Here is an 18817-nt window from a genome sequence, read left to right as displayed (position 1 = left end):
AACCTTCGTTTCGTGGAGAAACGGGGGTTTTTTAATAAATTCTTACGCGTCCAAACTTTTCCAATGACTAATAGACTCCATGATTTCGGTCTTCTTCTCAACTTCTGTTCAGAATTCCTTCCTTAGCGTGAAACACCCCTATCATGCATGGTATGTCCCTCGCTTATTCGTTACGCGAATTCACTCCTTATAATGAATGTCATGTGTACAGAAAACTTTTCGGGTCTAGTCCTTTTCCAGATGCGTACTGTATATGTGCCGCATAAAATGTCTGTAGAGATATGTGAAAGCGTGATTATAGCGGAGTGTCAGGCCACTGTGGTTTTTTTGCGAGGTACGGATGGTCCGGATTGAATTCGTGTATACTAGGGTATGAGATAGTATGGTTGCACTACTACACTCTACACGAGAATGGCAATATGTATCATGAAAATGGTAAGAATTCCGATACATAAAGAGATGAGACTTGATTACACTTTTATGTTTCCCGAGGTGAATATATTAATGATAACAGAACAACAATTGCTCGACTTCATGCGGGAGACCGCTTATAAACCCATGACTTACCAGGAGTTGGAACAGCACTTCGCGATCGAAGATGCAGCTGATTTCAAAGCCTTTTTGATTATGCTTAATACGCTGGAGGAATCCGGTAAAGTTTTGCTGACCCGTAACAATCGCTATGGTATGCCAGAGCGCATGGACTTGGTACGTGGACGTTTACAGGCTCATGCCAAAGGGTTCGCTTTCCTCATTCCTGAGGATCGGGAGCACCCGGATGTGTACATTCACGCCAATGATATGAAGAGTGCGATGAATGGTGACACGGTATTGGTTAAAGTCACGTCTCAAGGACCTTCTGGCGGTCGCCTTGAAGGTGAAATCGTTCGCATTGTTACTCGCGCTGTGACACAAGTCGTTGGTGTGTTCCAAAGCCATGAAGTGTACGGTTTCGTTATTCCGGATGACAAACGGATTAATCGCGATATTTTCATCCCGCGCACTAACTTTGCAGGGGCTGTTGATGGACAGAAAGTCGTAGCAAAGATCGTCAGCTATCCGGAGGGCCGTGCTGCAGCTGAGGGTGAAGTAATTGAGATCCTCGGTCATAAGGATGAGCCGGGTATCGATATTTTGTCCGTTATTCGCAAGCATCAGCTGCCCGAAGCTTTCCCGGACGAAGTGGTCCATGAAGCTGAGAAAGCTCCAGACTCCATCACCGATGAAGAGATTGTCCAACAGGGCCGTCGAGATCTGCGTGGACTTAACATTGTCACAATTGATGGTGAAGATGCCAAGGACTTGGATGATGCTGTTAACGTAGAGAAACTGCCTAATGGCAACTATCGTCTGGGAGTACACATTGCCGACGTTGGCTATTATGTGCAGGAGAATTCTCTGTTGGATCAGGAAGCATACAACCGCGGATGCAGTGTATATCTGGTGGACCGGGTTATTCCAATGCTTCCACAGCGTCTGTCCAACGGGATCTGTAGTTTGAACCCGCAGGTAGACCGTTTGACCCTGTCTTGTGAGATGGAGTTCAACGACCAGATGAAGGTCGTGAAACATGACATCTTTACGAGTGTAATTAAAACCAAAGAACGTATGACGTATTCTAACGTTCGTAAAATCCTTGAAGGTGAAGAGCCGGAATTGCTCGAGCGTTATAAGGATCTGGTGGATGATTTCCATCTGATGAAAGAGATTGCTTTGAAACTGCGTGCTATGCGTATGCGTCGCGGCGCGGTTGACTTTGATTTTGAAGAATCCAAAATCATTGTGGACGCCGAATGCAAACCGGTCGATATCGTAAAACGGGAGCGTTCAATTGCGGAGCAAATCATTGAGGAATTCATGCTTGCGGCCAATGAAACGGTAGCAGAGCATTTCCACTGGTTGAAGGTTCCTTTCATTTATCGTGTGCATGAAGACCCAGATCAGGAAAAACTGCAAAATTTCCTCGCCTTTGCGGCGAATTTCGGACATCAGGTCAAAGGACGTGGCAACGCGATTCATCCACGGGCACTTCAGTCGTTGTTGGAGGATATTAACGGTACGAAAGAACAGACCGTGATCAGCACGATGATGTTGCGTTCCATGAAACAGGCGAAGTATGATTCCGAAATGTCGGGTCACTTTGGCCTTGCAGCAGAATTCTACAGTCACTTTACGTCTCCGATTCGTCGTTATCCCGATCTCGTGATTCACCGGGTGATTCGCGAAGTCATTGAGAACAAAGGCGCTTTGCCGGAGAACCGTCAGGAGTATCTGGCTGGACGCATGTCCGATATTGCCCAGCAGTCTTCGGAACGTGAACGTGTGGCCGTAGAAGCTGAGCGGGATACAGAGAAAATGAAGAAAGCCGAGTACATGCTCGATAAAGTAGGCGAAGAGTTCGAAGGCATGATCAGCAGTGTGACCAGTTTCGGTATGTTTATTGAGTTGGAAAACACGGTTGAAGGCCTGATTCGACTGAGCGCGCTCACGGACGACTATTACCATTTTGACGATCAGCATATGGCTCTGATTGGTGAACGTACCTCGAAAGTTTTCCGCATCGGTGATGAAGTGAAGATCCGTGTGGCACGTGTAAGCATGGAAGAGTATACGATTGATTTTGAAATGGTGGATATGAAACCTCGCGGTGAACGTCCTGGCGGCTTCGGTGGCGGACGTGGCGGTAAAGGTGGACGTCCTAGTAGCGGCGGCGGACGCGGCGGTGCCAAGGGTGGACCAGGTGGATTCAGCGGTTCGCGTGGCGGCAAAGGCGGCTCATCCGGTGCTGGAGGAAACCGTGTTGGCAGATCACCAGAAGATAGCAGCAAAGGTGGACGTGGCGGTCGCAGTGGTGCTGCGAGTGCAGGAGCCGGCGCAGGCTCATCGGGTGGCTATGCTGGTAAAGCCGGAGGCAAACCGAAGGGTGAGCGTCGTGCTGGTGAAGCTGGCGGATCGACTGGCCGGGGCAAAGGCGCGGTAAGTTTTGGTTTTGGCTCAGGTAAAGGTGGTTATAGCTCTACAGCGGGTGGACCGGATAGTGGTTCAGCGGGTGGACAAGGAAGTGGTCTGAACAGCGGCAGCGGTCGTGGTGAAGGAAGCTTCAAGTCCGGCAAGGGCGGCGGTAAAGGTGGCAAAGGCGGAAGTGGACGCAAGAACACTTCACCAAGCGGCGTGTTTATCGGAGAAGCAGCAACACCTGGTGGCGCTCAGGAAGGCGGAGCACCACGTCGCAAGCGTAAGAAGAGCAAAGGTGCAGCTGGTAACGGCACCGCAGCTTTTGTACGGAAAAAGAAAAAATAAAGCTAACGTAACTTGGAGAGATGGATGGTTCCTCCAAGTTAAGTGTGAGAGAGATAATCACTTCAGTTGTGTGTTGTTTCGCACAGTTCGAAAGTGGTGTAATTAGGAGGGGCGGCAGAGGCCGCCTCTTTCTTGATTTTAACAGCCGTACTTGCTACAATTAAGGTCTGGCATGTGGTACCTTGGTGCAACATTGGGTGCGCTGCTATAGAGCATGGTACCGGCATATTTTACGGAGAAGGAGTGAGGACATGGGCAAGAATGATGGACAGAGTAAAGTGCTCGCACAGAATAAAAAGGCTTCCCATGACTACTTCATTGAAGATACGTATGAAGCGGGCATGGTGCTTACCGGAACGGAGATCAAATCTCTTCGCAACGGCCGTGCGAATATTGGTGATGCATTTGCCACAATTCGGAACGGTGAGATTCATATTCACAATATGCATATTAGTCCTTTTGAACAAGGAAACCGAAATAATCCACTCGATCCAACACGTACGCGCAAGTTGCTGATGCATAAAGTGCAGATTCACAAGCTGCTCGGTCTGTCGAAACAGGATGGATACAGCATTGTGCCGCTGAAGATCTATATCCGCAACGGGTATGCGAAGCTGCTGCTTGGACTGGGTAAAGGTAAGAAACAGTTCGACAAACGGGAGACTGCAGCCAAGCGGGATGCACAACGTGATATCCAACGGGCAATGCGCGAGAAGCAGAAGATTGCACGTTGATTGGATCCCTTGGCGTGAAAAGCTGCATCTTAGGCATATAAGATAGTTTCCGTGATGGAGCTAGGAAGAATGATGTACGAGGTAAGGAGTCTCAAGTTTTGTCCTGTAAGGGGCAAGATTGAGGCTTTTTTTATTTGTTTTGGGGAAGGTACTGTTATGTGAGTTGCTGAAGTGTACTGTGGTGAATTTGGCTGTTATGCATTGGAGGACTAGAAGCATGAGCTTGGTAGGTGCTGAAATATGAAATATCAGACTGTTGCGTAGTTTACTTTAATCATGGGTAAGTTACTTAGGTGCAGTTGTTCGTGATCTGATCTGGGTAAACTTTACTTCCGATTGGTGACGAGGTATAATATGTAGACGATTGAGCCATCTGTTGCATTGGATATACTTGCACAGTTGCTCACCTGTTGGAACGTCTTCCAGCAATCTGTACTATTTCGGTGATGTGTCCTGTGTTATGATTACTCATGTAGCAGACAGGAATGCCGAGTTTGAAAGAAGCATCTTTTTACCTTGGAGGAAAAAGATGTGCAGCACCTTTGCTCCGTATTCACGGATTAATCCTGGAGCCCTTCTTAATTGAGGGGGCGTTTATGGATTCGACGGGGATAGTTCGAGCATGGGTAGCGGGTAGTGGGGACGCGTCCGCTTCATCAACGCTAAAGCCTATTAAACGGCAAACAACAAACAAACTACGCTTTCGCAGCCTAAGAAACTGTGTGCGTGCTTCTAACCTGCATCGCCCATGTGACAGGATTAGGGGCTAACAAGTAGTGGGATACGCTGTCACATCTCCGCCTGGGGTGTGCTGAAGAAGACAATCAGGCTGACCCAACGTATAGCCGGTTACGGGGCGATACTCGGGTGACATCAAAACTGTGACTACACCCGTAGAAGCTTATGTGTCGTTATCTTCGGACAGGGGTTCGACTCCCCTCGCCTCCATTAGTAAGCAAAAACCACCAACCAGTGTTCTGGTTGGTGGTTTTTCAGTTTATGATATAATAAGCATAAATTTAGATTGGGGGACTCAAGATGTTTGAAAATCGAGAACAGCTCCAAGCAATTTTAAAAAAAGCAAATCAACATGCAAGGAAGCAGGCTAAAGAGTCTGGTGCTTCTATTTATTATATAAAGAATAACAAACGCGTTCGTGAGGATGCTGAAGGTAATAAATTCGAAATTATATTCGATGCTACTGGGAAACGCCAGGAGTTTGATTATCATGAGTGAAACGAAACCAGTCATGACTGTGTTTGCTGGGACCAATGGAGCAGGGAAAAGTACACTCAGCATGCAAATGAGAGAGTGGCTCGGTGAACTGGTTGATCCTGATCAGATTGCACGGGAGTTGAAGCCAGAGGACCCACGTAGTGCTGACCTGTCTGCTGGAAGGGAAGCTGTGAAAAGAATCCGATCACTCATAAAAAATGGTGAAAACTTCGCTATTGAAACGACATTATCTGGATCATTTGTTTTGAAACACATGCAAATTGCAAAAGAAAACAGTTACGAAATTGTCGTATACTATATCGGCCTTGAGGACGTTCAAATGCATATAGATCGTGTTGCATCTCGTGTTGAACAAGGTGGACATTGGATTGCAGAAGAGGACATTCGTTATCGATATGGTCAGTCGTTGAAGAACCTTAAACCTGCTCTATCCATCGCAGACCAGGTTATCATCATTGATAATACATATGAGCCTTTAATTGTTGCCGAAATCACGCAGGGTAACTTGATCTATTGTGTTGAGTCAATACCTAGTTGGTCTAATCCTGTTCTTGTTGGATACTGATACTCGGGTGATATTAAAACTGTGACTATGCCTATTGAGGATTATATGTCGTTATCTTCGGGTCAAGGGTTCTATGCCCCTCGCCTCCATTAGAGTCAAGAAACCATCAATCAGTAATCTGGTTGGTGGTTTTTTTGTTTATGCTATAATCTTTTTAAATTATGCTGATGGAAGCCGTAATTACTCCGTAATCTCCCAAAGGAGGCAAAGAAACATGAGCCAAACACAGCAACAGATCCGCGAGTTTGTTGCAGGGATACAAGCATATGTCTCGCCAGTAAATGTGATTAATCCTTGGAGAGATTATGTGACGGGCTATGATATCGGCCCCGAAGCGGTGAAGATTCGTTCTGAACATTTGGTCAGGTATTTGGAACCAAGAATGTCCAAGGCTCGGTACATTTTTATTGCTGAAGCCGTGGGCTATCAAGGGGCGAGGTTCTCTGGCGTACCTTTGACGTCCGAGCGAATGGTTACCGGGAATCACTTGCTGGTGGATCACCAAATGATTTTTCCAGGCGAGCCTGGTGTCCGGACAAGTCTTCCCAATATCGCTAAACCTAACCGGAGTCAGGCACAGTATGGATTCGCAGAACCAACAGCATCCATTATATGGGATGTAGTTCTATCCGGTCAGAAGTGGAAGCCAACAGACTTTATATTTTGGAACATGTATCCCTTTCACCCTTATCAATCTTCTCAAAACATGATGACGAATCGAACGCCGACTTCTGCAGAGTTAGAGGATGGTCTGCTATATGCTAGGGAGCTTATCGGACTGAATCCTGATGCTCAGATTGTGGCTATTGGCAGAAAATCAGCAGACACGTTAAGTCTCTATCGAATCAAGCATGACCATGTTCCACATCCTGCGAATGGAAGGGCAGTATTATTTCGAGAAGCAGTGCGGATGATTATTTAGTCCTAGTCCTTTTTTCGAAACTGGAGAGAACTTCATTTATACCTTGGCTGGTGAAGCGGACTGCTGCCATTGTTTATTCTTTTAAAGAATCTGAGCTTGTTGAACAGCTACTGGTCACTGATCATTCCCTATGTGGCATTCGGCATCATTGGTGCGGGACTGATGATTACGACGGTGCCAACGGTGGTCATCTATCTGCTGCTAAATAAACAGGTGCAGAAGAGCATGATCGCAGGTGCGATCAAAGGTTAGATTAGAAGGCGATGAAGTTATGATCACTGGACTAGACCGGAGCCTACGTCCATGGAATAATAAGAGGGTAACAGCCAGATCGTTGCAGAGAGGAGTCATGATTTCATGGTCAATATCGCGTTGGTAGAGCAGGAATCTGTTCAAGAAAAGGTTGTGGCGTTCACATTTGATGATGGTCCACATCCGGTGTATACACATCAAGTGCTTGAGATTTTCCGCCGTGCCGGTGGGAGGGCAACATTTTTCATGATTGGCAAAGAGATGGAGGCCCACCCGGAGATTGCGGCGGAGGTGCACCGTGAAGGGCATGAGATCGCCAACCATACATATACGCATCCGGATCTGACCAAGCTGACACTGGAGGAGGCAGGGGGCGAGCTGCAACGTGCGGAAAACCTTGTTCAAGAAGTCACGGGACAACCTGCCCGCTGCTTTCGCCCGCCGTATTTTGGTGTAAATGATGATATTCTATCTCTGGCGGCGGAGCGTGGATATCGAACGATTGGTGCGGTGAACGGTGAAGCGAAAGATTGGGACAATCCCGGCGTTGAGCATATTTTGGAGCATAGCCGATCTGCGGTGAAACCCGGTAGCGTGTTAATATTTCATGATGGGTACGGGGATCGTTCCCTGACGGTGGAGGCGGTTCGTGTGCTGGTGGATGAAATGGTTGCGGAAGGATATCGTTTGGTGACGGTGAGTGAGTTGTTGGAACTAGCTGAGGACATGCAATAAAATCAAATGAGATTAAATAGAACGGGCCTATCATTCTGTGGAATGACAAGGTCCTTTTTTGTTTGGGAGAAGTGTAGTGGCTTAGTAAGCAGATATCCTCCCAAGCATAATATTACGAGAACATTATCCTAGTCATCCTGCAAATATCGAATTTGGTAACAGGAAATATTACAGAAGAGAAAATCATATAATTAGTAAGCGGTATGATCGATTTTAGTTAAGTTTTCTATCTATGACGGGGATCGAGAAAACTAAGAGTTCTACTGCGTATTTTGCTTACCATCCTAATCTACTTTATAATAATAGGCTAAACTAGACGATGTCAGGAGGAAACAATGGACTTTATCAGAAATCAACTAGAGGGAATGGGCATGAGTGAGCCAACCATTGGATATCTTTCGAATATAATTATGGTTATTTTTATAGCGGTGATCTCGGTGTTGGCGAATTTTATAGCCAAAAAAATTGTGCTGAAGACAATTAATCATATCGTCAATAACAATCGGTACAAGTGGGGCAACATCATTGTAGAGAAAAAATTGTTCCACAAGCTGTCGCATCTCGTGCCAGCGATTATCATCTATTATTCTGCTTATATTTTCCCGTCCTATCAGGCCTTGATTGAAAAGGCTGCGATGACATACATGATCGTTATCATGATCACAGTGCTTAACGCACTACTCAATGTGTTTGATGATATTTATCGTACCTATGATGTCTCCAAGATCAGACCGATCAAGGGATACATTCAAGTCGCGAAAATTGTGCTATACATCATTGGTGGCATTGTCGTCATTTCCAACATGATCGGACAGAATCCGTTGATTATTCTCAGTGGACTTGGTGCGTTATCGGCTGTACTGATGCTGGTATTCAAGGATTCCATATTGGGTCTGGTGGCCGGCGTTCAACTATCTTCGAATGATATGGTACGTGTAGGTGATTGGATTGAAATGCCGAAATATAATGCAGACGGTGACGTTATCGACATTACACTAAACACGGTAAAGGTTATGAATTTCGATAAGACCATTACGATGATTCCAAGCTACGCCCTGATTTCCGATTCCTTCAGAAACTGGAGAAGTATGCAGGTATCTGGTGGCAGAAGGATTAAGCGAAGCATCTATATTGATATTAGCAGTATCCGTTTTTGTACGGAGGAGATGGTGGCGGAATTTGAGAAGATTCACTACCTGACTGATTATGTCACGGCAAAAACAAAAGAAATTCATGCATACAACATAGAGCATCAGGTGAATACAGAAAGCAATGTGAACGGAAGACAACTCACGAATGTGGGTGTGTTCAGGGAATATATTCATCAGTATTTGAGAAATCATCCAAAAATTCATAAGGATATGACGCTCATTGTCAGACAACTGGCGCCGGGAGATAACGGGCTGCCCCTGGAGATCTACGCTTTTAGCAATGATACTGCCTGGGGAGTATATGAATCGATCCAAGCGGATATCTTTGATCATATCTTTGCGGTTGCTTCGACATTTGGGCTTCGTGCGTTCCAGAATCCAACCGGACATGATATTGTGCAACTGAAAGAGGATAAACAATATTCGAGCGGATATTGAGATCCGAAGCACCGTAAAGGTGCTTTTTTTTTGTTTAAAAAGTGACATATGTACCATTTACAAAAATGGAAATTATTAATAGTATATCTATATGGGTTTGATTTCCATATTCTATTTTTTCTTTATCTTCTCAATCATATGGATATACAATGCACAGCTTTGATTATTGGAAAATTTGATGGAGGTGAGCTTCGTGGCACGTGTGTTAGTTGTGATGATGCCTGCAGAAGGGCATATCAATCCGTCGCTCGGGTTAATCAAGGAGTTGATAGAGAGCGGAGATGAGGTCGTCTATTGTTGTACTGAAAAATACCGGACGAAGATTGAAGCGTTAGGTGCTCAATTTAAAGCTTACTCCTTCAACGAGGCAACCCTGCTCAACAACCCCAATATGAAGCCATTTGAAATCAAGCATCCGTACCAATTCTTATATATGATTTTGAAAAAAATAATTCAACGGTTTATTCCGGATGTTCTGAATCTGATCGAAAATGAAACCTATGACTATTTAATTTTTGATTCCTTAATCGGCTGGGGCGGACAAATTTTGGGCGAAAAGCTGGGGATACCCACGATCTGCTCGACCAGTACCTTTGTTTTTGTAGAGCCTCTCGGGTCAGGTAGTCATAATCTGAAGGATGACAATGAGGAGGTCCAGGAGCTATATAACGGCATTATGGAAATGTCTCAACAATTAGCTTCCCGGTTCAATGTGGCTGCGCCTTCTCTGGCGGAACTTTCAGGGCATCCAGGACAACTGAAGATTGTCTATACAAGCCGCTATTTTCAACCCATGGGGGACAAGCTGGACGACAGCTTTGTGTTCACTGGCCCGTCCATTATTCCTCGTAAGGATGCGCCAGCTTTTGCAAATGAATCTCTGCATGCTCTTTATAAGCAGGTCGTTTATATTTCGATGGGAACCATTTTAAATAAAGATCTCGAGTTTTATAAGCTTTGCTTTACGGCCTTTCGTGATTTGCCTGTGCAGTTTATCTTGTCTTCTGGTAAGGATACCGATTTGGAGCCCATTGCTGATCTCATTCCTGATAATTTCATCATCAGGCCCTATGTCCCCCAACTGGAAGTGTTGCAGTGCGTAGATGCTTTCCTGACACATGCTGGCATGAACAGTGCAAGTGAGGCTTTGTATTACAATGTACCGATGATCATGCTCCCTTTAACCTCGGATCAGCCTCGTGTAGCAGGCCGGATACAGGAGTTGGGCGCGGGAGTAATCTTGGATAAAAATAACCTGACGCCTGACATACTGAGAACCGCGGTGTTAGAGGTGCTCGGCAATGATTCCTACAGGGAACATGCAGGAGTGATTGGGAACACACTGCGTGATGCTGGCGGGTATAAGCGGGCTGCTGCTGCCATCAAAGAATTTTTGGGCAATCGACCTTTATCAGCCACCTATCTCTTCCCTTGAATGAAGAGGCGACTTTCCTCTTATTAGAGAGGTTGACTTACCGTGTGAACAGAGCGAGAGGTCGAAGGGATTCTCGATGATGGTGTACAATTGATTCAAGCGCTTGAGGAAAGGTTAGAGATAACCGAGAGCACATGTCATTTTGTCGCATTAAAATAGGAAGCATACCTTTCACAAAGGAGAGTTCCCACATGAATCATACAATCCCTGAATACACATTGAACGATGGTTTGAAAGTACCTGCAATTGGATTTGGTACCTATAGTTTAAAAGGTGAAGAAGGCGTTAAATCGATCGCGTCCGCAATGGATGCGGGTTATCGATTAATTGATACGGCGTATAACTATGAGAATGAGGCAACAGTGGGCAAAGCTATCAAGCAAAGCTCCATCGCCAGAGAAGAACTGCTCATTTCCTCGAAGCTGCCGGGGCGTTATCACGCTCATGATAAAGCACTCGTGGCGATCCAGGAATCCCTGTACAGAGCGGATCTGGATTATTACGACCTGTATCTGATTCACTGGCCCAATCCGAAGAAGGACATGTATGTCGAGGCATGGCAAGCACTGATCGAAGCTAAAAAACGTGGATATATCCGATCCATTGGAGTCAGCAACTTCTTGCCTGAGCACAATGAACGGCTGATTAAGGAAACGGGAATAGCGCCGAGTCTGAATCAGATTGAGCTGCATCCATTCTTCGACCAGGCCGATCAGCGGGAACAGGATACGAAGCATGGCATCGTGAACGAATCCTGGAGTCCGATTGGACGTGGCAATGATGCCGTACAGGATATTCTGAAGGATGAGAACATTCTTCGGATCGCGGAGACGCATGGCAAAACGCCAACCCAGATCATTTTGCGCTGGCATGTTCAGCTGGGTTCCATTCCAATTCCGAAAGCTGGCTCCTTGCAGCATCAGCAGGAAAATATCGATATATTCGATTTCGAGTTGAGCACAGAAGAGATGCAGGTCATCTCTGCATTTAATCGTCCGGATGGACGGTTGTGGGATCAGGACCCAAGCGAGTATGAAGAATTTTAAAGAACGACAAATGAAGGGCTGCTCCCATGTCAGATATGACAGGAGGCAGCCCTTTATTGTTGAAGCATATTAAGCATTGTTGCAGTATTCCATGTTGCGTAATTTCTGTTTACTGTCCCGCAGGGATACGGAAAGTTAAAATTTCGTACGGTTTGATATCAAAAGAAATCCGGCCATTCTCCACGATGCATTCCGCTTCGTTATTTTCTAAGAGATCACAAGCATATGCTGTTGAGCCTGATCCCTCAGGCAACTGAAGTGAAGCCCGACTGCGGCGACCATGTGCTTCGTACATCCGGATGATCATATCATCGTTGTTCTCGGCTTTTTTGATAACCTCTAACACGACATTCTCCTGATCAACCGATGCGAGTGACCACACTCCAGGCAAAGTACCGGTTTGCGATGCGATTTCACGGGCAACCAAAGGGCGGTTGATATCATAAGCAGCTTGAATGACACGTCCCTCACGGAAATCTCCTTTGTGCGGATAGAGGGAGTACGTGAACATATGCTGCTCCTTATCGGCGTTCTCATTGGGATACGTGGCACTTTTGATCAAAGACAATCGCATGATGGAGTTGTGAATATCATATCCGTACTTGCAATCGTTCAACAGAGCAGCGCCGTATCCGTTCTCCGCCAGATCGGCCCACTTCTGTCCACACACTTCAAATCGTGCCTGATCCCAGCTTGTATTACGGTGGGTAGCACGCTCCACGTTGCCGTACTGGATTTCATAGACCGCTTTCTCACTCCAAATATCCAGTGGGAAGGCGGCCTTCAATAACAGGTGTTCCTGCTTCCAGTCTACAAACGTACGGAAATCGATCCGGCGCGTATGCGCATAGAAGATGATTGTCTGCTCAATAACAGATTCCAGGAACTGTCGCTTCACTTGAAGCACGGAACGCACTGGCCCACTTTCAATCCACTCCAGCGACTGCAGGTCATTAATCTCCCACATATGCTGTTCATAATAATCGTCAATGTTCCACGCCTCGTATTCCGCAGGTCGATCCTCGAATACTTGCAGCACGTTACCGCGCTTGCCAGACTGAAGCAGCTCACGGCCCTCCAGCTTGTCCCATACGGATATGAACTCGGCACTTTCATTCAGGTGAATGTCGTACCAAGGCGTCTGAATGTGGCGTTGTTCCGATTCCCACTGTGCAACTGACACGCCAGCACCCAGTTCGTCGGCTAGATCAGCCGTGATCCGGAAGGTTTTATATCCCGAAGCCGGTACATTTTCAGCGAGGAATACCAATCCACCATCCAGTGCACGCTGGCTCGGTACCGAACGATCACCATCATAGACGGTCACATTTCTCGCAAAAGAAGGCAGTTCAACCACATCCGTCCGCTCGAAGCCGGTCGTGTTGAATACCACAATGGCTTCAACGTCAGACGTAATGCTGCTTACAATGCCGTTCAGGGCGCTGTTCTTCAGCTCATCCGTAACATGAATGACCTCTTCATATTGCTCCTTCGAATCCACATAGACCTGCTCAATGGAGCTGCCTGGCAGAATATCATGGAACTGGTTCAGCATTGTCAGCTTCCATGCATGCTCCAGTGCTTCTGTTGGGTAAGCTGCTTGTGCATCCGCTTCCCGATGAATCATGGAATACAGTTCGGCATCGGCCAGGGCAAATTCACTATGCCGGTTATACCGTTTGTTGCGAGCCATGGACGTGTAAGTTCCCCGGTGGTATTCCAGATATAGCTCTCCCGACCAGCGTGGAACGGAATGAACATCGTCCAGATTCTGTTCCAGCTTCTCGAAGAACTCTCGTACAAACGTACGTTTCACGTCTGGTACGCCTGGCAACCCTTTTTCAAGCCGTCTGCCGTACTCCAGCATCTCCTCGGTTGGACCGCCGCCCCCATCGCCGAAGCCGTAGCACTGTAACACATCTGCATTGATATTTTTGTTCTGGTATCGCTGCCATGTCCCCTTGACTTGAGATGCATTGAATCGCCCGTTATAGGTTGTCTCGAAACGGCGCTGCCTGAAATCAGGATGCTTGTCATAGTCAGTCGCTGTGATGAAATGGGTTAACACCTCAGATCCGTCAATGCCTCTCCAGTACATGGTGTCGTTCGGAATCTGGTTCGTATCGTTCCAGGCAATTTTGGTTGTCATAAAATAATCAATGCCACTTTTGCGCATAATCTGCGGCATCGCCGCACTATAACCAAATACATCCGGCAGCCAGAGAACACGGTTCTCCACGCCGAATTCTTCCTTGAAGAAACGCTTTCCGTATATAATTTGACGGATCATGGATTCACCCGAGATCAGGTTACAATCGGCTTCCAGCCACATTGAACCTTCCGCTTCCCAGCGGCCTTCGGCTACCTTTTCCTTGATTTTCTCATATAGAGACGGGTAATCGGCTTTCAGGTATGCATACAGCTGAGGCTGTGAGGACATGAAGGTATATTCCGGGAACTTGTCCATCAAGTAGAGTACACTCGCAAAACTCCGGATGACCTTTTCCCGTGTCTGATCCAGTGTCCACAGCCATGCCACATCAATATGGGTATGACCGATGCAGTGAACGGTAGGGATGTGATCACCCGCAGGGCGAGTTTCACCGTAGATGTGATTTTGCATATAGAGGCGGGCTTCCAGTACGGATGCATGAAATGCAGCACTATTTTCCTGGCGTAGATCCAGTAAATTTACCGCCTGATTCAGATGTTCAATCAGCTTCAGTCGCTCCAGGTCATCCTCACGAAGCAGGTCGGCAGCATCCAGCGCAGCCTTGAGATCGTAATATAAGTCCGAGACAGGCTGATGATGCTCGGCAATATATACATTGAGAAAGACATCCGCTGCCGAAGTACTACAGTACGCATAGAGTGCCAGTTCGAATTCTTCACCTTTTACCGCAGCGGGTGTCAGGTCAATCTCCGTATGGTTAACGTCCAGACCGCAGATCAATTCCCCATTCAGAAATGCCAAGAATTGCGGATTATCATAGTTCCAGATATCATCAGCACCAGTGACGATGGTACAAACGACTTTTTTTCCTTCCATATGATCCGGGACGCGAATCCGGGTTTTGAAGCAGCTGTGTACATCCTTACCGCCCCAGCCATCCCCTTTACGAAACACGTTCCAGGAGGAAGGGTCCTCATGAACCAGTTCCCAGGAATGGTAACCACTTTCTTTATGATAAAGCTCGGGTATATATGTCTTGGAGGTCAGTCGTGCACGTCCCAAGTGTTTCACAATGGTATGGATTCGAGTATACAAGGAATTCATTTTCATGTTGGTTTCCCACCTCGGTTTATAGTAAGTACAGGCTGTAGTCGTTGTTGGATCAATGTTAATGCAAGCGCTAACATATTATCTTTATCATACCAAAAGAGAAATGGGCGAAACTACGTATTGTATGCTGAAAATAACGTCTTTTTATTGCATTTCATGCTAAAATAAACTCATTAGAATCGGGATAGGGGGCATGTCCATGACACAATCGGTTTTGGCATACGAGCAGGGATATGCGATCCATGTGAACGAGCCTGGAGATTCACTTTTTTATCATCTGGATTATGACGAACGCTCCCATGAACTGAATATGGAGTTTCAGCATTTCCACGATTTCTATGAAATCTGTATTCTTCTGGATCGCACGGCTGCACACATCATTGAAGGCAGTTTGTACGAGATTCAGCCTTATGATATTGTTCTGCTGCGGCCTTCCTTACTACACAAAACGCAATATCCCAAGGGAGTGCCACCCAAACGATTGATGATCACCTTTGCCATGCCACGTAATACTTCTGGTCTTGAGAGCGGTTACAAAGAACTGTTTTCGATTTTTGATGAACCAATCCCGATATTCCGATTTACAGAAGAACGGCGCCAGGCGGTAATGGCTCCTTTAAACGAAATCTTTGCTCTATCACAGAATCCCTCTGCACTTCAATCAGTTGCGATTCATAGCAAGTTCGTTGAGTTTCTATGTGTGATCCATCGATACTCAGCAGAGAATAGCTACGTTCGTGAAGAGACAGGTTCGTCCATATCGCAGCGGATGTATGCCATTGCATCGTATATTCACAGCCATTATCAGAATGAGCTGTCGCTTGAAGAGATCTCCAAACGGTTTTTCGTGAGTGCTCATCATCTATCCCGTCAGTTTAACAAAGTCACAGGCTTTACGTTTACCGAGTATATTCAGATGACCCGAATTCGCAACGCCCAACAAATGCTCCTGAACTCTAACCAAAAAATCACCGTAATTGCATCACAGTGTGGCTTCGCCAGCTTCTCTCAATTCAATCGCATTTTCAATAAGCTGAATGGCATGTCACCGAGTGCATATCGCCGAAGTAGACAGCTGCAGAGGGAAGATGCAGTGGCGAACATGATGAGTAAACCTGAGCGCTGAAATGAAGCGGGATGATCTGGAGATATCCGTGGAGATGTGCTGCATAAATCGCGACAGCCAAGGATGTGTAGAGGACATACAAAAAAGGCAAACCCTCTAAGTTACAAAGGGAGTGCCTTTTTCCTTCTATATAAAGATACGTTTACCTAGAAATGGTCTCACGACCAAACTCATTCTTGTGCTCTCATATGCGTATAAAGGCTACTCTTAAACTTGATCCTTTGGTGCCAGCTCAATAGCAGAGCGGATGGCAGCCAGCATGCTTTTATCATCGGCGATGTTTTTGCCGGCGATATCGAAGGCTGTACCGTGGTCGACAGACGTACGGATGATACCGCCTTTCAGGCCAACGGTGATGTTCACGCCTTCCTCGATGCCCATCACCTTGATCGGTGCGTGGCCTTGGTCGTGGTAGCAGGCTACGACGATATCGAAGTCGCCGCGACCAGCGCGGAAGAAGAGAGTGTCCGCCGGGAGTGGACCAACGACGTTAATGCCTTCCTGCTGCGCACGCTCAATGCCGGGCTGCAGTTTCTCTTCTTCTTCTCCATTACCGAACAAGCCGTTCTCCCCGGCATGAGGATTGATTCCGCATACGGCAACGCGCGGATTCTCAAAGCCTGCTTTTTTCAACGTATCATGAGCAAGCTTCACAACGGTGTAGGTTCTTTCCGGGTTAATACTCGCAATGGCATCGATCAGACCCATGTGTGTTGTCAGGTGAATAACGCGCAGATTCGGCGTGGTCAGCATCATCGAGAAGTCCTGCGTATCCGTCAGGTCCGCCAGAATCTCGGTGTGCCCCGGATACAGGTGCCCACCCTGATGCAGAGCTTCTTTGTTCAAAGGCGCGGTGCAGATGGAGTGAATCTGCTGTTTTTTGGCAAGATCAATGGCTTTGGCGAGAAACTGGAATGCTGCATCCCCAGCCACGGCAGATACTTTACCGTATTCCAGATCCGCAGGAACGAGGTTCAGATCAATCACATCTACAGTACCGAATTCATACTTGGCTTCAGAAGGCTCTTGAATCGCATTAACGTTCAGACTTGAGCCGATGACTGGCAACACACGCTCCAGAATCTTCGCATCACCGATAACGAGTGGATTGCACTGATCGTACATCTCTTGATGACCCAGTGCTTTCATAATAATCTCCGGTCCAATACCTGCTGCGTCGCCCATCGTAATTCCAATTGTAGGTTTCATACGAGAATACCCCCTTTTAATTTTTGAATCGCATGGATAAAGACATCCGGTTTACCGAATCCGCCTGCCTTGGTAATCACATGCAGATCATCAATCCCGATAAACTTGGAGATCGGCACGCCGATTTCAAGCTCATCCAGCAGCTCGAAGCCGCTAATATTCCATTTCAGACAGATTTGTTTAGCTGTATCGCCGCCGGTCATGGATACCCCTTTGAAAAGTCCCTCTTCCAGAAGTCTGGCACAGATCTCACCCATCGCAAGTACAATTTCATTGCTGACTTCCGTGTGATTGAGACCGCGAATTTCGCCCGTTGCCCGTGCCAGTTCAATATCCACCTGTTCAGCGGTGGAGTAGAGGACAACATCTTGTCCTTCCAGGGCTTTGTCTCGGACCTCGTTATAGACACGTTCCATCTCTTCCGCGCGGTCTGCGGTTGCGGATACCGCTTTGAAAGAATGGAAGGAGATTGAAGCTACGCGGGAATTGCGCATCAAGCGATGCAGCTGCTCGCGGGAGTTTTTGTTCACGCTGCCGACCACTGTTAAGATTGGACCGGAATTCTCCGGGATATCAAGTGACGCAGCCCTGGATTCCAACTCGTAATGTGCGGGGAGGTAATTGGCAATGCCCGCCGAACCTGCCCAAGTAAAGGTATACTCCAACTCGCGAGTCATCTGCAGAATCAGTTCCAGATGTCTTTCTTCGGTGGAGTCCACCATTACATACGGGATGTTATTTGTTTTCAAATGTTCTAGCTTGGTGCGAATATGATTCTGCCCAGCTTCCAGATCGGCGACGGTGATCTCGCCAACTTCGTACTTGGTCTGTTGTTTCAACAAGTCGGGAAGGTAGGAAATCGTTACAGGTGTCTTCGGATCATGGGCAATTTCAGTATCTGCCAGCGGAACGCCGTTCAGGTAATGAATTCCTTCCAATATCGTCCGGTTATTTTTTGGATAACCCGGGGCAATCATCATAAAGTCCGGCTTTACGACATCATATACAGCATCAATCTCGATGCCGATATTGCCACGCATGGTGGAGTCCATTTTTTTGAAAATCGTCTCATATCCGTTGTTCGTCAGCAATTCAGCAGCCCGATATACACGGTCATACGCTTCCTGCGAGGATATGGAACGACTATCTGTATCAAAGACGACGGCATCGTAACGTGTAAGAGGGCTTTCATCCATATTAAAAAGAACACTGGTCTTCAAGCCATGACGGGCAAGCTGCACCCCGCTGTCATTGGCACCGGTCAAATCATCTGCAATAATGGCTAATTTCATGCAGTCATCCCTCCTTGTAAGCACAATTTAATAAAAAGTCCGTTCAGATCATCCATTAAGCACAGATTAAGCAAATTAAATCAGGTGATACCC

Annotated in this window: 14 protein-coding genes and 1 other RNA gene; 12 read left to right on the top strand and 3 right to left on the bottom strand. The window is 46.7% G+C overall.

Annotated features, from left to right (window positions below; all coding sequences use genetic code 11):
• The first annotated feature begins 504 nt into the window (after positions 1-504).
• The 11 genes from rnr to FS628_RS28155 all read left to right on the top strand — a co-directional run bounded on the left by rnr (position 505) and on the right by FS628_RS28155 (position 11814).
• The gene (gene rnr, locus FS628_RS28205; protein WP_145326386.1) at positions 505-3300 is read left to right on the top strand and encodes a ribonuclease R; all 2796 of its coding nucleotides are present in this window, start codon (positions 505-507) and stop codon (positions 3298-3300) included.
• Positions 3301-3551: 251 nt separating this feature from the next.
• Complete coding sequence (gene smpB, locus FS628_RS28200; RefSeq protein WP_145326385.1) at positions 3552-4034, top strand: SsrA-binding protein SmpB; 483 nt, start codon at positions 3552-3554, stop codon at positions 4032-4034.
• 586 nt (positions 4035-4620) lie between these two features.
• Positions 4621-4985: a transfer-messenger RNA gene (gene ssrA / locus FS628_RS28195) on the top strand.
• Between the two features lie 87 nt (positions 4986-5072).
• A complete protein-coding gene (locus FS628_RS28190) occupies positions 5073-5270 on the top strand; it encodes a hypothetical protein (protein WP_105602288.1) in 198 nt (65 codons plus the stop codon).
• Complete coding sequence (locus tag FS628_RS28185; protein WP_145326384.1) at positions 5263-5835, top strand: zeta toxin family protein; 573 nt, start codon at positions 5263-5265, stop codon at positions 5833-5835. Before FS628_RS28190 ends, FS628_RS28185 begins: the two co-directional genes overlap by 8 nt.
• Before the next feature lie 214 nt (positions 5836-6049).
• Positions 6050-6757: a uracil-DNA glycosylase gene (locus FS628_RS28180; protein ID WP_222125300.1), complete on the top strand. Its 708-nt coding sequence runs from the start codon at positions 6050-6052 to the stop codon at positions 6755-6757.
• A 69-nt stretch (positions 6758-6826) separates the two neighbouring features.
• A complete protein-coding gene (locus FS628_RS28175; RefSeq protein ID WP_260871227.1) occupies positions 6827-7009 on the top strand; it encodes a hypothetical protein in 183 nt (60 codons plus the stop codon).
• A 105-nt stretch (positions 7010-7114) separates the two neighbouring features.
• Positions 7115-7744, top strand: a complete 630-nt coding sequence (locus FS628_RS28170; RefSeq protein WP_145326383.1) for a polysaccharide deacetylase family protein — start codon at positions 7115-7117, stop codon at positions 7742-7744.
• 335 nt (positions 7745-8079) lie between these two features.
• Positions 8080-9333 carry a mechanosensitive ion channel family protein gene (locus FS628_RS28165; protein WP_145326382.1) on the top strand — a complete coding sequence of 418 codons (1254 nt, stop codon included), beginning with the start codon at positions 8080-8082 and terminating at the stop codon, positions 9331-9333.
• Positions 9334-9526: 193 nt separating this feature from the next.
• A complete protein-coding gene (locus tag FS628_RS28160) occupies positions 9527-10768 on the top strand; it encodes a macrolide family glycosyltransferase (RefSeq protein ID WP_145326381.1) in 1242 nt (413 codons plus the stop codon).
• Between the two features lie 191 nt (positions 10769-10959).
• Positions 10960-11814 (top strand): aldo/keto reductase, encoded by an 855-nt coding sequence (locus FS628_RS28155; RefSeq protein WP_145326380.1) that lies wholly within the window; start codon positions 10960-10962, stop codon positions 11812-11814.
• A 109-nt stretch (positions 11815-11923) separates the two neighbouring features.
• Here FS628_RS28155 and FS628_RS28150 read toward each other — a convergent pair whose 3' ends face one another.
• A complete protein-coding gene (locus FS628_RS28150) occupies positions 11924-15097 on the bottom strand; it encodes an alpha-mannosidase (protein WP_145326379.1) in 3174 nt (1057 codons plus the stop codon).
• 199 nt (positions 15098-15296) lie between these two features.
• On the opposite strand from FS628_RS28150, the gene FS628_RS28145 reads away from it, so the two are divergent.
• On the top strand, positions 15297-16223 hold the full coding sequence (locus FS628_RS28145) for a helix-turn-helix transcriptional regulator (protein ID WP_145326378.1): 927 nt from the start codon (positions 15297-15299) through the stop codon (positions 16221-16223).
• A 207-nt stretch (positions 16224-16430) separates the two neighbouring features.
• Here FS628_RS28145 and pdxA read toward each other — a convergent pair whose 3' ends face one another.
• The gene (pdxA, locus tag FS628_RS28140) at positions 16431-17432 is read right to left on the bottom strand and encodes a 4-hydroxythreonine-4-phosphate dehydrogenase PdxA (RefSeq protein WP_062837729.1); all 1002 of its coding nucleotides are present in this window, start codon (positions 17430-17432) and stop codon (positions 16431-16433) included.
• On the bottom strand, positions 17429-18724 hold the full coding sequence (locus FS628_RS28135; protein WP_145326377.1) for a four-carbon acid sugar kinase family protein: 1296 nt from the start codon (positions 18722-18724) through the stop codon (positions 17429-17431). The genes pdxA and FS628_RS28135 overlap by 4 nt, the downstream gene beginning before the upstream one ends.
• Positions 18725-18817: the final 93 nt, after the last annotated feature.

Source organism: Paenibacillus xylanexedens (genome assembly GCF_007676705.1).
GTDB classification, from domain to species: domain Bacteria; phylum Bacillota; class Bacilli; order Paenibacillales; family Paenibacillaceae; genus Paenibacillus; species Paenibacillus xylanexedens_C.
Note: the sequence above shows the minus strand (reverse complement) of the source record. Positions and strands in the feature narration are given on the sequence as shown.